The 15,351-nt window shown below is 72.8% G+C and carries 13 protein-coding genes; 10 read left to right on the forward strand and 3 right to left on the reverse strand.

What is annotated here, in order from left to right; genetic code table 11:
* The 5 genes from J0670_RS11275 to J0670_RS11295 form a co-directional block, all read left to right on the forward strand.
* The coding region (locus tag J0670_RS11275; protein ID WP_207811356.1) for an SUMF1/EgtB/PvdO family nonheme iron enzyme at positions 1-760 on the forward strand (760 nt) is incomplete at its 5' end.
* On the forward strand, positions 760-1,509 hold the full coding sequence (egtC, locus tag J0670_RS11280) for an ergothioneine biosynthesis protein EgtC (RefSeq protein WP_207811357.1): 750 nt from the start codon (positions 760-762) through the stop codon (positions 1,507-1,509). The genes J0670_RS11275 and egtC, both read left to right, overlap by 1 nt.
* A 45-nt stretch (positions 1,510-1,554) precedes the next feature.
* Positions 1,555-2,526 (forward strand): L-histidine N(alpha)-methyltransferase, encoded by a 972-nt coding sequence (gene egtD, locus J0670_RS11285; protein WP_207811358.1) that lies wholly within the window; start codon positions 1,555-1,557, stop codon positions 2,524-2,526.
* A gap of 175 nt (positions 2,527-2,701) precedes the next feature.
* Positions 2,702-4,129, forward strand: coding sequence for a sugar porter family MFS transporter (locus J0670_RS11290; protein ID WP_207811365.1), 1,428 nt, complete (start codon positions 2,702-2,704; stop codon positions 4,127-4,129).
* 315 nt (positions 4,130-4,444) lie between these two features.
* On the forward strand, positions 4,445-5,560 hold the full coding sequence (locus J0670_RS11295) for a nitric oxide synthase oxygenase (RefSeq protein ID WP_243436865.1): 1,116 nt from the start codon (positions 4,445-4,447) through the stop codon (positions 5,558-5,560).
* An 81-nt stretch (positions 5,561-5,641) separates the two neighbouring features.
* Here J0670_RS11295 and J0670_RS11300 read toward each other — a convergent pair whose 3' ends face one another.
* Complete coding sequence (locus J0670_RS11300) at positions 5,642-6,298, reverse strand: TetR/AcrR family transcriptional regulator (RefSeq protein WP_207811359.1); 657 nt, start codon at positions 6,296-6,298, stop codon at positions 5,642-5,644.
* A 125-nt stretch (positions 6,299-6,423) separates the two neighbouring features.
* Between J0670_RS11300 and J0670_RS11305 the strand changes: the two genes are divergently transcribed.
* From J0670_RS11305 to J0670_RS11320, 4 genes are all read left to right on the forward strand, one after another.
* On the forward strand, positions 6,424-7,587 hold the full coding sequence (locus J0670_RS11305; RefSeq protein WP_207811360.1) for an acyl-CoA dehydrogenase family protein: 1,164 nt from the start codon (positions 6,424-6,426) through the stop codon (positions 7,585-7,587).
* A 27-nt stretch (positions 7,588-7,614) separates the two neighbouring features.
* Entirely contained in the window at positions 7,615-8,814 is a 1,200-nt protein-coding gene (locus J0670_RS11310; protein ID WP_207811361.1) for an acetyl-CoA C-acyltransferase, read from the forward strand.
* Positions 8,815-9,045: 231 nt separating this feature from the next.
* Positions 9,046-9,804 (forward strand): 3-oxoacyl-ACP reductase FabG, encoded by a 759-nt coding sequence (gene fabG, locus J0670_RS11315; protein WP_307806479.1) that lies wholly within the window; start codon positions 9,046-9,048, stop codon positions 9,802-9,804.
* Positions 9,805-10,093: 289 nt separating this feature from the next.
* Positions 10,094-11,464 carry a S8 family serine peptidase gene (locus J0670_RS11320; protein ID WP_243436863.1) on the forward strand — a complete coding sequence of 457 codons (1,371 nt, stop codon included), beginning with the start codon at positions 10,094-10,096 and terminating at the stop codon, positions 11,462-11,464.
* Positions 11,465-11,608: 144 nt separating this feature from the next.
* On the opposite strand, the gene J0670_RS11325 is transcribed toward J0670_RS11320, so the two are convergent.
* Positions 11,609-13,714 carry a hypothetical protein gene (locus tag J0670_RS11325; RefSeq protein ID WP_207811362.1) on the reverse strand — a complete coding sequence of 702 codons (2,106 nt, stop codon included), beginning with the start codon at positions 13,712-13,714 and terminating at the stop codon, positions 11,609-11,611.
* A 171-nt stretch (positions 13,715-13,885) separates the two neighbouring features.
* Here J0670_RS11325 and J0670_RS11330 point away from each other — a divergent pair, with 171 nt between their 5' ends.
* Complete coding sequence (locus J0670_RS11330) at positions 13,886-14,383, forward strand: HAD domain-containing protein (RefSeq protein WP_207811363.1); 498 nt, start codon at positions 13,886-13,888, stop codon at positions 14,381-14,383.
* A gap of 100 nt (positions 14,384-14,483) precedes the next feature.
* Here J0670_RS11330 and J0670_RS11335 read toward each other — a convergent pair.
* Positions 14,484-15,351: bacterial transcriptional activator domain-containing protein (locus tag J0670_RS11335; RefSeq protein ID WP_207811364.1), on the reverse strand; the 868-nt coding region annotated here is incomplete at its 5' end.

Below are 15,351 nucleotides of genomic sequence, written 5' to 3' on the forward strand. Positions count from 1 at the left end.
CATGGGTACGGACACCGAGCCGTGGGCACTGGACAACGAGCGCCCGGCGCACGCCGTCGACCTGCCGGCCTACTTCCTGGACACCACCCCGGTCACCAACGCCGCCTACCAGCGCTTCATCGCCGACGGCGGCTACGACGACCCCCGCTGGTGGACCCAGGACGGCTGGGAGCACCGGCAGCGGGCCGGCCTGACCGCCCCGCTGTTCTGGAAGCGACAGGACGGCGAGTGGCTGCGCCGCCGCTTCGGCACGGTCGAACCCGTGCCGCCGAACGAGCCGGTTCTGCACGTCAGCTGGTACGAGGCCGACGCTTACGCCCGGTGGGCCGGCCGACGGCTGCCGACCGAGGCGGAGTGGGAGAAGGCGGCCCGGCACGACCCGGTCACCGACCGCTCGCGCCGCTACCCCTGGGGCGACGGGCCGCCCGGCTCCGAGCACGCCAACCTCGGCCAGCGCCACCTGCGCCCGGCCCCGGCCGGCAGCTACCCGGAGGGCCAGTCCCCGTACGGCGTCCGCCAGTTGATGGGCGACGTGTGGGAGTGGACGGCCAGCGACTTCCACCCCTACCCCGGATTCCGGGCGTGGCCGTACAAGGAGTACTCGGAGGTCTTCTACGGCCCCGAGTACAAGGTGCTGCGCGGCGGCTGCTTCGCGGTGGCGCCGGTCGCCTGCCGAGGGACCTTCCGCAACTGGGACTACCCGATCCGGCGGCAGATCTTCTCCGGCTTCCGCACCGCCCGTAGCCTGGAGTCGGTCTGATGTGCCGTCACATCGCCTACCTGGGCGAGCCGGTGGCGCCGCAGGATCTGCTGGTGCACCCGCCGTACGCGCTGTACCGGCAGTCCTGGGCGCCCCGGACGCAGCGGCACGGCACGGTCAACGTGGACGGCTTCGGCCTCGGCTGGTACGCGGACGGCGACCAGGTGCCCGCCCGCTACCGCCGGGCCGGGCCGATCTGGGCCGACGCGACCTTCGCCGACCTCGCCCGGGTGGTCCGCACCCGGGCGCTGCTGGCGGCCGTCCGCTCCGCGACCGAGGGGTGCGCGGCGGGCGAGAGCGCGGCCGCCCCGTTCGCCGCCGAACGCTGGCTGTTCAGCCACAACGGCGCGGTGGCCGGCTGGCCCGGGAAGCTGGACGGCCTCGCCGCCCTGCTCCCGCCCGCCGAGCTGCTGGAGCTGGAGGCCCGCTCGGACTCGGCGCTGCTGTGGGCGCTCACCCTGCACCGACTGCGTCGGGGGGCCGGCCTGGACGAGGCCCTGGCGGGCACCGTCGCGGACGTCGCCGCGCACGCCACCGGGCGGCTCAACCTCCTGCTCACCGACGGCACCGCGATCGCGGCGACCACCTGGGGAGACACCCTGCACCACCGCACCCTGCCCGGCCTCGGCACGGTGGTGGCCTCCGAGCCCTACGACGACGACCCGGGCTGGACGGCCGTCCCGGACGGCTCCCTGCTGCTCGCGGACGGACGGGGCGTCACCGTCCGCCCGCTCCCCAGTCACTACTGACCCACCACTCTCCCTTCACTTTCTGAACAGAGGAACCACCCTGTCATGGACACATTCGATCTCACCCGACTGCTGCCCGCCGACCACTTCAGCACCGCGCTGCGCCACGACGTGCAGACCGGCCTGACCTCCGAACCCAAGCGGCTGCCGCCGAAGTGGTTCTACGACGCGCGGGGCAGCGAGCTGTTCGAGGAGATCACCCGACTGCCCGAGTACTACCCGACCCGCGCCGAGCGGGCCATCCTGACCGCCCGGGCCGGCGAGATCGCCGCCGTCACCCGGGCCCGCACCCTGGTCGAACTGGGCTCCGGCTCCTCCGAGAAGACCCGGCTGCTGCTGGACGCGCTGCGCGCGCTCGGCACCCTGGAGACGTACGTCCCGGTGGACGTCAGCGAGAGCGCCCTGACCGGGGCCGGTGCCGCGATCGCCGCCGAGTACCCCGGGCTGGGCGTGCACGGCGTGCTGGCCGACTTCACCACCCGGCTCGGCCTGCCCCCGGAGGGCGGTCCGCGCCTGGTCGCCTTCCTCGGCGGCACCCTCGGCAACCTGCTGCCGCGCGAGCGGGCGGAGTTCCTGCGCGGCCTGCGCGCCGCCCTCGACCCGGGCGACTTCCTGCTGCTCGGCACCGACCTGGTCAAGGACCCGGAGGTGCTGGTCGCCGCCTACGACGACAGCGCCGGGGTGACGGCCGAGTTCAACCGCAACGTGCTCAACGTGCTCAACCGCGAGCTGGGCGCCGACTTCGACCCGACGGCCTTCGAGCACGTCGCGCTCTGGGACGCCGAGCAGGAGTGGATCGAGATGCGGCTGCGCTCGCTGCGCTCGCAGACCGTGAAGATCCCGGCCCTGGACCTGCCGGTGCACTTCGACCGGGACGAGGAACTGCGCACCGAGGTGTCGGCCAAGTTCCGCCGCGAGCGGGTGGCCGAGGAACTGCTGGCGGCCGGGCTGCGGATGACCCACTGGTGGACGGACCGGGAGGCCCGGTTCGGACTGTCCCTCTCGGCCCCGGCCTGAACCGGGGCCCGGAAGGCCACGGGCGACGGGAGCGCCGAGCCCCGGGAAGCGTCAATTTGCTTGTTCACTTTACGAATTCTCAGAGCAAAACTTGAGCTTCCACATGTACAAGGCTTGAACGAATAGGGGTTACGATCTCGGCTACCGAGCTCAGCGTTGAGTACCAGGAGTCAAGATCGTGAGCGTCACCCAGAAGCCCTCCGGGGCGGCCGCGGCCACCGCGCCCGGCCGCCTCGGCTTCGTCGTCTTCATCACCGCCGCCGCGGCCCTCGGCGGATTCCTGTTCGGCTACGACAGCTCCGTGATCAACGGCGCCGTCTCCGGCATCCAGGAGAAGTTCGGTGTCGGCGACGGCGTGACCGGCCTGATCGTCTCCTCGGCGCTGCTGGGCTCGGCGGTCGGCGCCGCGCTGGCCGGCCGGTTCGCGGACCGCTACGGCCGCATCAAGGTCATGAAGGCGGGCGCGCTGCTGTTCGCGGTCAGCGCCATCGGCTCGATGCTGCCGTTCTCCGCCTGGGACCTCGCCCTCTGGCGGGTGCTCGGCGGCGCGGCCATCGGCATCGCGTCGGTGATCGCCCCGACGTACATCGCCGAGGTCGCGCCGACCAAGTACCGCGGCCGGCTGGCATCCTTCCAGCAGGCCGCGATCGTACTCGGCATCGCGATATCCCAGCTGGTCAACTGGCTGCTGGCGCAGGCGGCCGGCGGCGAGACCCGCGGCCACCTGCTCGGCCTGGAGGCCTGGCAGTGGATGCTCGGCATCTGCGTGGTCCCGGCCGCGGTCTACTTCACGCTGTCCTCGATGATCCCCGAGTCCCCGCGCTACCTGATCCAGGCCGAGCGACTGGACGACGCCCGCAAGGTGCTCGCCCAGGTCGAGGGCGAGGGCGTCGACACCGACGCCCGGATCGCCGAGGTCCAGGGGCTGATCGCCTCCGACCACCGCCCGCGCTTCCGCGACCTGCTGGGCGGCCGGTTCGGCCTGCTGCCGATCGTCTGGGTCGGCATCGGCCTGTCGGTGTTCCAGCAGCTGGTCGGCATCAACGTGATCTTCTACTACTCGTCGATCCTGTGGCAGTCGGTCGGCATCGACCAGAGCAACTCGCTGATGATCAGCTTCATCGGCTCGGTCATCAACATCCTCGGCACCGTGGTCGCGATCCTGCTGGTCGACCGGATCGGCCGCAAGCCGCTCGCCCTGATCGGCTCGACCGGCATGGCGATCTCGCTCGCCGCGGCCGGCTGGGCGTTCGCCTCGGCCACCGGCAGTGGGGACAACGTCTCACTGCCCGACCTCCAGGGCACCGTCGCGCTGATCGCCGCCAACGCCTTCGTGCTGTTCTTCGCGATGTCCTGGGGCGTGGTCGTCTGGGTGATGCTCGGCGAGATGTTCCCGAACCGGATCCGCGCCGCCGCGCTGTCCGTCGCCGCCTCCGCGCAGTGGATCGCCAACTGGGCGATCACCGTCTCGTTCCCGTCGCTGTCGCGCTGGAACCTCTCGGCGACCTACCTGGTGTACGCGGCCTTCGCGGCGCTGTCGATCGTCTTCGTGGCCAAGTTCATGAAGGAGACCAAGGGCGTCCGGCTGGAGGACATGGGCTGACGGCCGAACATCGGCTGATCCGACAGTCTGACCTTCGGCCCCCGCACCCTAGCGCGATCCGCGCGGGTGCGGGGGCCGAATCGTTCACCCTCTGCGGTGGGCCGGACACCTCCGGTACTCCTGTGCGGCAGGAGGGATGAGTCCTTGATCTTCAACCGGCTTCGCGCCCACAGTGCCCGCAGCACCGCCACTGCCACCGCCACCGCCACCGCTCCGAGCGGCGGCTGCCCGTACGCCCACGCCCACGCCCACGGGCCGGCACCGGCGCACCGGGAGCCCCCGGCCGTACCGACGGCCGCTCCCCCGGCCGTACCGCTGTCCGGCCAGCAACCACCGCCCACACCACCACCGTTCACCGACCCGGACCGGGCCGCCGAGTTCGTCCGCCAGTTCCACCACGAGCAGCCCGCCGCAGGCGACCCGGAGATACGGCTGCGCGCCGTCCTGGACGAGATCGACCGCACCGGCAGCTACCGGCACACCCCCTCCGAACTCGCCTACGGCGCCAAGCTCGCCTGGCGCAACGCCGCCCGCTGCATCGGCCGGCTGTACTGGCGCAGCCTGGTCGTCCGCGACCTGCGCCACCTCTCCTCCGCCGAGGACATCGCCGCCGAGTGCTTCGAGCACCTGCGACTGGCGGGCAACGGCGGCCGGATCCGCCCGGTGATCTCGGTGTTCGCCCCCGACCGCCCCGGCCGCCCCGCGGCGCGCATCCTCAACCAGCAGTTGGTCCGCTACGCCGGGCACCTGGTCGACGGCACCGTGGTCGGCGACCCGGCGGGCACCGCGCTCGCCGACCGGGCCCGTGACCTCGGCTGGAAGTGCGCCCAGGAGCGCTTCGAGGTGCTGCCGCTGCTGATCCAGGAACGCCCGGACTCGCGGCCCGCCCGGTACGACGTACCGGAGGACGCCACGCTGGAGGTGCCGCTGAGCCACCCCGAGCACGGCTGGTTCGCGCAACTCGGGCTGCGCTGGTACGCGGTGCCCGCGATCAGCGACATGACCCTGGAGATCGGCGGCGTCCGCTACCCCACCGCGCCGTTCAACGGCTGGTACATGGGCACCGAGATCGGCGCCCGCAACCTCGCCGACGCCGACCGCTACGACCTGCTCGGCACCGTCGCCGAACGGCTGGGCCTGGACACCTCCAGCGAGCGCACGCTCTGGCGGGACCGCGCGCTGGTCGAGCTCAACGTCGCGGTGCTGCACTCCTTCCAGGAGGCCGGGGTGACGATCGCCGATCACCACACCGAGTCGGAGCGCTTCCTCAAGCACGTCGCCCGGGAGCGGCGGCTCGGCCGGCCGACCCCGGCGGACTGGAGCTGGATCGTGCCCCCGGTCTCCGGCGGACTGACGCCGGTCTACCACCGGTACTACGACCCGGTGGACCCGGAACAGCGGCCGGCCTTCGTAGCCCGCGAGCCCTGGTAGCGGCGGCCGGACGCCGGGGCCACGAAGAACGCCCGGGCCGGACGCCGGGGTTACGAAGAAGCGCGGGCCGGACGGCCGGGCTTACGACGAACGCGCGGACAGGCGCTCGAAGCGCAGGACGAGTCCGTCCAGCAGCGCCTCCAGCCCGGTCTCGAACGCGCCCTCGTCCACCGTCCCCCGGTGCCCGGCCAGCCGGTGCGCCTCACCGAGGTGCGGGTAGTCGGCCGCGTCGTACACCTCGGCGTCCGCCGGGAACCCGGCCGCGAAGGAGGCCAGCGCGGAGCCGGTGACGAAGTAGCGCATCAGCGCGCCGATCCGGGTGGCCTGGCCGCGCGGCCACCCGGACTCGACCAGGTGCCCGAAGACGGCGTCGGCCAGGCGCAGCGCGTTGGGCCGACGACCCGGGCCCTGGGCGAGCACCGGAACGATGTTGGGGTGGGCGGCGAGCGCGGCGCGGTAGGAGCGGGCCCAGTCGCGCAGCGCCTCCGGCCAGGGGTTGACCTGGTCGCTCCGCGCATCGAACATCGACAAGTCGACTTCGCCGATGACGCTGTCCACCACCGCGTCCAGCAGTTCGTCCTTGGTGGCGAAGTGGTTGTAGAGCGAGGGCCCGCTGACCGACAGCTCGGTGGCGAGGCGACGGGTGGAGAGTGCCTCCAGCCCCTCGTCGTCGATCAGCCGCAGGGCAGCCGTGACGATGCGCTCACGGCTGAGCAGCGGGGTGCGCGGGCGGGCCATCGGGTCGCTACCTCCGGTCGGGTGGGGTGAGGACGATTCTGGCAGGTGCCCCTTCCCAGCGCGGGTGGGTCGGGTCTACAGTCCACATAAAACTTGCAGCGCTAGTTTAACGAGGTGGCACCCCCGTGAACCTGGAGTTGTCCGACGAGCAGACCGCAGTCCGGGACCTCGCCGCCGCCTTCACCGACCGCGAGATCGTTCCGTACGCCGCCGAGTGGGACCGCGTCGAGTCCGTCGACCGCGCGATCATCGGCAAGCTGGCGAAGCTCGGCTTCCTCGGCCTGACCATCCCCGAGGAGTACGGCGGCAGCGGTGGCGACCACCTCGCGTACTGCCTGGTGCTGGAGGAGCTCGGGCGCGGTGACTCGGCCGTGCGCGGGATCGTCTCGGTCTCGCTCGGCCTGGTCGGCAAGTCGATCAACGGCTACGGAACCGAGGAGCAGAAGCGGTACTGGCTTCCCCGGCTCACCTCGGGCGAGGCGCTCGCCTGCTTCGCGCTCACCGAGCCCGGCACCGGCTCGGACGCCGCCAACCTGACCACCCGAGCCGTCCGGGACGGCTCGGACTGGCTGATCAGCGGCGCCAAGATGTTCATCACCAACGGCACCTGGGCGGACGTCGCGCTGGTCTTCGCCCGTACCGGCGGCAGCGAACCGGACCAGCAGGGCCACCGGGGCATCACCGCCTTCCTCGTCCCGACCGACCTGCCCGGCTTCACCCGCACCGAGATCCACGGCAAGCTCGGCCTGCGTGGCCAGGCCACCGCCGAGCTCGCGCTGGACGGCGTCCGGGTGCCCGACAGCGCCCGGCTCGGCGAGGTCGGCAAGGGCTTCACGGTGGCGATGGCCGCGCTGGCCAAGGGCCGGATGTCGGTCGCGGCCGGGTGCGTCGGGATCGCCCGCGCCTGCCTGGAGGCCGCCGTCCGCTACGCCGGCGAGCGCGAGCAGTTCGGCCGGCCGATCGCCTCGCACCAACTCGTCCAGGAGCTGCTGGCCGGCATCGCGGTGGACGTCGAGGCGGCCCGGCTGCTCACCTGGAAGGTCGCCGACCACATCGAACGCGGCCTGCCCTTCGCCACCGAGTCCTCCATCGCCAAGCTCCACGCGAGCGAGGCCGCCGTCCGGGCCGCCAACAACGCGCTCCAGGTGTTCGGCGGCTACGGCTTCATCGACGAGTACCCGGTCGGCAAGTACCTGCGCGACGCCCGGGTGATGACCCTCTACGAGGGCACCAGCCAGATCCACCAACTGCTCATCGGGCGCGCGCTGACCGGCGTCAACGCGTTCTGACCCTTCACCCCTGATAAGGAGCACGACGTGCGCCCCGTCTACTTCGCCGCAGCCCGCCGCACACCCATCGGCCGGCTGCGCGGCGCGCTCGCCACGGTCCGCCCGGACGACCTCTCGGCCACCGTGCTGCGCGCCCTGCTCACCGACGCACCCGCCCTCGACCCGGCCCGGATCGACGACGTCTACTGGGGCGCCGCCAACCAGGCCGGCGAGGACAACCGCAACGCCGCCCGGATGGCCGTCCTGCTGGCCGGCCTGCCGGAGAGCGTCCCCGGAGCCACCGTCAACCGGCTCTGCGCCTCCGGCCTCGAAGCCGTCACCCTCGCGGCCCGGGCGATCGGCTCCGGCGAGGCCGACGTGGTGCTGGCCGGCGGCTGCGAGTCGATGACCCGCGCCCCCTTCGTCCTCCCCCGCCCCGACGAGGCGCTGCCGCACCGGATCGAGACCTACGACACCCGGCTCGGCTGGCGGCTCACCAACCCGCGGATGGCCGAACTGCACGGCGTGCTCAGCATGGGCGAGACCGCCGAGGAGGTGGCGAGCCGGTACGGCATCGGGCGCGAGCGCCAGGACGCCTTCGCCCTGCGCAGCCACCAGCGGGCCGCCGCGGCGCGCAAGGACGGGCACTTCGACGCCGAGCTGATCCCGGTCGTGCGGCCGGACGGGGTGACGGTGAGCCAGGACGAGGGCATCCGCGAGGACACCAGCCTGGAGAAGCTCGCCGGGCTCAAGCCGGCCTTCCGCCCGGGCGGCACGGTCACGGCCGGCAACGCCTCGCCGATGAACGACGGCGCGGCCGGGCTGGTCCTGGTCAGCGAGGAGGCGCTGCGCGACCTCGGGTTGCAGCCGCTGGGCCGGTACGTGGCCGGGGCCTCGGCCGGGGTGCACCCGGACGTCATGGGCATCGGGCCGGTGCCGGCGACGGCGAAGGTGCTCGGGCGAGCCGGCTGGACGCTCGCCGAGCTGGACACCGCCGAGCTGAACGAGGCGTTCGCCGCCCAGGCGCTGGCCTCCGCCGACGGCATCGGGTTCGACCCGGAGCACGCCGACCGGGTGGTCAACCCGAGCGGCGGGGCGATCGCCCTGGGCCACCCGTTGGGCGGCTCGGGCGCCCGCATCCTCACCACCCTGTTGCACCGGATGCGCCGCACCGGCGCCCGGCGCGGCCTGGCCACGATGTGCGTGGGCGTGGGGCAGGGTACGGCCGTGCTGGTCGAGAACGCCTGACGGCGGACGTCCGGCGGCGAACGTCCGGCGGGGATGTCTGCCCGGCGAACGCCGGACGAGGGCCGTCGGACAGCGAACGAATGACGGATGGCAGGGAACAGACTTCAGCCGACGGATGACAGATGACGGATAACAGATGACGGATAACAGATGATGAAATCTGTCATCTGTCATCCGTTGCCTGTCAGCTGTCGCCTGCCATCCGTCACCCCACTCTTCGAAGGAGTTCACGTGACCCGTTTCGCAGGAAAGGTCGCCGTGGTGACCGGCGCGGCCCAGGGCATCGGCGCGGCCACCGCCCGTCGACTGGCGGAGGAGGGCGCGGCGGTCGCCGTGGTCGACCTGACCGCCGAGCGGGCGGCCGGGACGGTCGCCCAGATCACCGCCAAGGGCGGCACCGCCCGGGCGTACGGCTGCGACGTGGCCGACTACGACGCCGTCGAGGCGGTGTTCGCGCGGATCGCGGCGGACCTCGGCGGGCTGCACATCCTGGTGAACAACGCCGGGATCACCCGGGACAACCTGTTCTTCCGGATGCCCAAGGCCGACTGGGACGCGGTCCTGACGGTCAACCTGACCAGCGCGTACAACTGCAGCCACGTCGCGCAGAAGTACATGGTGGCGCAGAAGTACGGGAAGATCGTCTCGCTCAGCTCCCGCTCCGCGCTCGGCAACCGGGGCCAGGCCAACTACGCGGCCGCCAAGGCCGGGATCCAGGGGCTCACCGCGACCCTGGCGATCGAGCTCGGGCCGTTCAACATCAACGTCAACGCCGTCGCCCCCGGCTACATCGCCACCGCGATGACGGCGGCCACCGCCGAGCGGATCGGCAGCACGGCCGAGGACCACCAGGCGGAGGCCGCCACCCGGACGCCGCTGCGCCGGGTCGGTCAGCCGGAGGAGATCGCGTCGGTCGTGGCCTTCCTGGCCAGCGAGGACGCCTCGTACGTCAGCGGGCAGACGCTGTACGTCAACGGCGGGGCTCGGTAGGGCTCGGTAGGGCTCCGGCGGGGTAGATGGGAACCGGACGGGGCCGATGGGCCTCGGGCGGAACCAAACAGACAGCCCGACCATATTACTGACGTGTCATCACAAGGCCGTCCCAGGTGCACGGTTACTTTTCCCTGGGACGGTCTTTACCTTTTCGCGTGGCCGATCATGACCATGGCCCTAGCCGGATGACCCCACCAAATGACTATGGCATGATCATGCGGCTCTCGATGGGATGTCCGAACCGACCCGACCGGACCTGGTCGGGCCCTGCGTCCCTAGGAGTCCCATGGGCAGCCCCGTCACCCTCCGCCGCGCCCTGGCTCTGCTCGCCGTGGGGGCCACCGCCCTCACCGCCGGCACCATCGCCGTACCGGCCGTCGGCACCGCGACCGCCGCCCCCTCGCACGACCTGACGGGCGTCCACGTCCGCCCTGCCTCCTTCGGCCACCACAACGCCCAGGCGCGCGTCGCGCCGCTGAGCACCACCCAGTGCGTCAGCCAGATCGGCATCCACTGCTACTCGCCGCTCCAGTACCGGAACGCTTACAACCTGAACCCGCTGTACCAAGAGGGCATCACCGGCAAGGGCCGCACGATCGTCATCGTCGACTCCTTCGGCTCGCCGACCATCCAGCACGACCTGGAGGTCTTCGACAAGCAGTGGGGCATCCAGGACACCCAGGTCGAGGTGGTCAAGTGGGGCAACGTCCCCGTCTTCGACCCGAAGAACCCCGACCACACCGGCTGGGCCGGCGAGACCACCCTGGACGTCGAGTACGCCCACGCGATCGCCCCCGACGCCCACATCATCCTGGTCGAGACCGGCGTGGCCGAGACCGAGGGCACCACCGGCCTGCCCGAGATGATGGACGCCGAGAAGGCCCTCATCAAGGCCGGCCGCGCCGACGTCATCTCGCAGAGCTTCGGCGCCACCGAGAACACCTTCCCGGGTTACGACAAGGGCGACTTCAAGTCGCTCACCGACCTGCGCTACGCCTTCAAGGCCGCCGCCGACCACAACGTCACGGTGCTCGCCTCCTCCGGCGACGACGGCGTGACCGACGCGCAGTCCAACGGCACCGACCTGTACCCGTACAAGGTCAACTCCTGGCCGTCCTCGGACCCGCTGGTCACCTCCATCGGCGGCACCCAGCTGACCCTGGACGACAACGGCAACCGCACCGCGCCCGACAAGGTGTGGCACGACAAGTCCGGCGCCGGCGGCGGCGGCGTGTCCGGCATCTTCGAGCGCCCGTGGTACCAGGCCGGCGTCGCGAACGTCACCGGCAACCACCGCGGCACACCCGACATCAGCATGAGCGCGGCCGTGGACGGCGCCGCCTGGACCTACGAGTCCTACGACCCGACCGCGGTCGGCTGGCACCTCACCGGCGGCACCAGCGAGGCCGCCCCGCTGTTCTCGGGCGTCGTCGCCCTCGCCGACCAGCTCGCCGGGTACCGCCTCGGGCAGCTCAACTGGCGCCTGTACGGCCTGAACCTGCTCCCGAGCCAGTACAGCGGCATCGTGGACGTCAAGCAGGGCGACAACGGCTGGGGCGATGTCACCGGCTACAACGCCGCCGAGGGCTACGACCTCGCCAGCGGCCTCGGCACCATCGACGGCGCCAAGTTCGTCCACGCGATCGCCGGTCGGTGATCCGCTGACGGCCGGCGGGTGACCGCCGGCCGGTGGACGGCTGGCAGTTGACAGCTGACAAGTAACAGCGGACGGATAACAGATTTCGAAATCTGTTATCCGTCCGCTGTTTTCTGTCTTCTGACTTCTGACTTCTGTCTCCCGTCAGCTGTCGGCCGACGCGGGGGCGGCGGCCAGCTGGGCCAGGTAACGCTCGGCGGCGCGGAGCTTACGGCCCTCGCGGCCCGGGAGGTGGGCGCGCAGCTCGATGATCTCCGGGGCGATCCGGATCGCCTCCCCGCGGTCGGTGATGGAACGCCAGCAGGCCTCGGCGTTGGTGGCCGCCTGCTGGGTCTCCGGGTGGTCCGCGCCCTGCGAGCGGAGCAGCGTCAGGGCCACCTCGCGGTAGATGTCCGCGGCCTCGGCGGGCCGGCCAGCGAGCCGGCACACGTGCGCCCGTACCTGACGCACTTGCAGGACCGGCTCGGACACGGCCCCGTGCTCGGCGATCGCCTCCAGTTCGAGGGCGAAGGCGAGGTCGGTCGCGGCGGCGTGGTCCCCGGCGTCGGCGCTGCGGACGATCCGTCCGATGACCTCGCGGTAGTCCGCCCGGGGCCGAGCGGCGGGCACCGCCTCGGCCGGGACGGCGTCCTGCGGCACCTCGTCGGTCGGAACCTCGTCGGTCGGAATCTGCTCAGCGGGCCGGGCCTCGGCCGGAACGGCGTCCCGGGGCTCCTTGGCAGCCTGAACAACCTCAACCGCCTCGACGACCTCGGCCGTCTCCACGACCTCCACCGCCACAGCAGCCTCCTCGACGACCGCGACCGAGACCACGTCCTCGGCCGCGTCCACGACCGCGTCCGACGGCTCCGGCCGCCCCTTGCGCAGCCTGACGCCTCCCGAGGGCGCGGCGTCCTCGGCCGGAGCCCCGGAGCTGGAATCCGGCTTGCGCAGGCTCACGCTCGACGCGTCGACGGGCTGCCCCTCCCCCGTCTTCACCAGACTGACCGGCCGGGCCGGACGCGGCGGGGTGGGCGGCACGCCGGGCTTGATCAGGCTCACCGGCCCGCCCGCGACCGTGAACGACTCCGGCCCCTCGGCCGCCGCCTCCTGAGGCTCCGCCTGACGCGGAAGCGGTACGGACACGGACGCCGCAGGCACCGACGGCACCACATCCGCGGCCGGCACCGCGTCCGTCACCGGCACCGTGTCCACCACCGGCACGAAGTCCGCCGGGGCCTCGCCGCGCCGGGCGGTGTTGCGGAAGACCGGACGGTCCGGGGCGTGCGTGGCCAGGATGACCACGTCCGGCCTCAGCACCGAGTACACCTGCTGCCGCAGCTGCTCCGGAGCGAGCACCTCGCCCGCGCCCGGGCGTCCGCCGTGCAGCGCCTCGATCAGGGCGCGGGTGAAGGTGCCGATCTGCTCCGGGTCCGGGCTGACGACCGCCCACAGCGGGATGCCCTCGCTGAGCGGCGAGACGGTGCCCTGGAGGTACGGCCAGGCGTTCTGGTCGGCGCTCAGGTCGGCGATGACCAGGGTCTGCCACTCGGCCGGACGGTGGCTCAGCTCGGCGGCGATGGCCTGCCAGGGCAGGCCGTCCTGCTTGGAGTCGCGCAGGGTGAGCTGCAACTGGCCGCCGCGCTTGTCGGCGACGACGTGTCCGCCCAGGTGCACCAGCAGCGGCCCGGGGTGCAGGGAGGCGGCGCGCAGGTGGGCGAGGACGGTGTGCGGGTCGCTGGCGCCGGGGAGGTGGACGGCGTCCACCGCGTCGGCGGCGAGCAGCACCTGCGGCGAGACGGCGGCGAGCATCGCCGACAGCACGGGCGCCTGGGCCGGCCCGCCGCGCCCCCAGGTGCGGCGTCCGGAGTTGCCGTAGCCGCCCTCGATCACCAGGATCCGTCCGCGCGGCGCCGCGCCCAGTCCACCCGTACCCGTACCCGCACCCGCACCCGCACCCGCGGCGGCGATGCCCGGGGCCGCGCCCGGGGTGGTGGACGGCGGCGGCGTCTCCGAGGCGGGAGTACCCACGGCCGGCAGGCCGGTGAGGGTCCATCCGGTGGGTGCGACGGGCGGTGCGACGGGCGGTGCGACGGACGGCGCGGGCGGCACCGGGGGCGCCGCCGGAGGTGCGGGCGGCTCGTACAGCGCGGCGGGCCCGGGCGGGTGCTCCTCGGAGGGCTGGCGCGAGGGCGGTGGCGGTACGGCGTCCCAGGGGCCCGAGTCCGCGGCCGGCTCGGGACCTCCGGAAACAGCTGTCGTCTCCGCCATCTTCTGGTCACCGCCCCGCCCCGCCGCTTCCGCGGCGTCTGATGCCCTTGCCATCGTGGTGCCTGCCACCACGTCCCGTGCGCGCAACCCTACGAGATCCCGGCACGCCCGATCCAGGCCGGGTCGTCGATCGGCGTGCCGACCCGATCCCGCCGCCCCTAGGGTGCCGCCATGCCCAGCCCCGGTCTTCCCTTGCTGTTCCTCGACGTCGACGGCCCGCTCATCCCCTTCGGCGCCCCGCCCCCGGGCGGCTACCCGACCTACCCGGGGCCGGTCCCGTACGGCAACCCGTTGGTGGCGCGGGTCGACCCGGCGCTCGGGCGGCGCCTTCTCGCCCTGCCCTGCCAACTGGTCTGGGACACGACCTGGTTGTCGGACGCCAACGACTGCCTCTCGCCCCGACTGGGCCTGCCGCAACTACCCGTCGTGGACTGGCCCGTGGCGGACGACCCCGGCAGCGACTCCCAACTGCACTGGAAGATACGAACCTTGGCTGCCCGAGCCGCTGGGCGGCCGTTCGCCTGGGTGGACGACGAGATCACCGAAGCCGACCGCCGCTGGGTCGCGGCCCACCACCCGGCCCGTACTCTGCTCCACCGTGTCGACCCGCAAGTCGGCCTCACCGACGCCGACTTCACCACCCTCGGCGCCTGGCTGCGCACGGCCTGACCGCGCTCGCCGAACCCCGTTCCGGGACTCGCGGTCGGCGACCGAAGCCGACCGCCCGCCCGGCTCCGAAGTGGAGCGGGCGGGCGGACGACACACGGCCTCAGGAGCCGGCCAGCAGGTCGCGCAGGAGGGCGACCGTGTCGGCGTCCAGGTCCCGGCCGGTGCGGCGGCTCAACGCGTCGAGGCGGTTGACCGCCCGGAGCAGTTGGTCGCGGGCACCGGCGGAGGCGTAGGCGTAGAAGAGGTCCCGGTGCAGGAGTTCGACGTCCGGGGCGACGGCGAGGCCCCGGAAGACGGCGGCCTCGGCGCTGCGGTGGTCGCCGTACTGGAGACGGCGGGCGGCGAGTTCGTGGGCGGTGTCGACGATGGCGGCGATCATGTCCTGACGCTCGGACTCGGCCCAGCCGTAGGAGGCGGGCGGCGCCTCGGCGAACGGGGCGCCGCGGACCAGGGCGAGGGCGTGGGCGAGAGCGGCGTCGGCGGTGGCGCTGGTGCTGCGCATGCCGCGCCGGTAGAGGCTGCGGAACTCGTCCCAGTCGCAGGTGACGGCCGGGGCGAAGGAGTAGCCGTCGGTGCCCTCGGTGGGCAGGTAGGCGCGGCCCTCAGGCGAGTCGCCGAACCAGGCGGCGAGGTCGGCGAGTTTGGCCGGGAGCGGGCTCTTGGTGCCGGAGGCGGTGGGGTGCGGGTCGAGGTGCGCGGCACCGGGGTGCAGGTCGTGGTCGAGGGCGTGGTGGTCGGCGCCGGGGCGCAGCGCGAGGTAGACGGCGAGTTCGGTGAGCCGGGGCAGCGCACCGGGTTCGGCGGTGCCGAGGGTGCCGGCCACGTCGACCGGGCCGAGCAGCCGGATCCGGGGGGCGTTGCGCGGGGCGTGCGCCTCCGGGGAGCGGAGGATGGCGAGCAGGTCGTCGCTGTCGCTGCGGCCGGGGGTGGTCCGGGCGACCGCGGCCACGGCCGCGGGGCCGGGCTCG

The organism is Streptomyces sp. FH025 (assembly GCF_017427025.1).
Lineage (GTDB): Bacteria > Actinomycetota > Actinomycetes > Streptomycetales > Streptomycetaceae > Kitasatospora.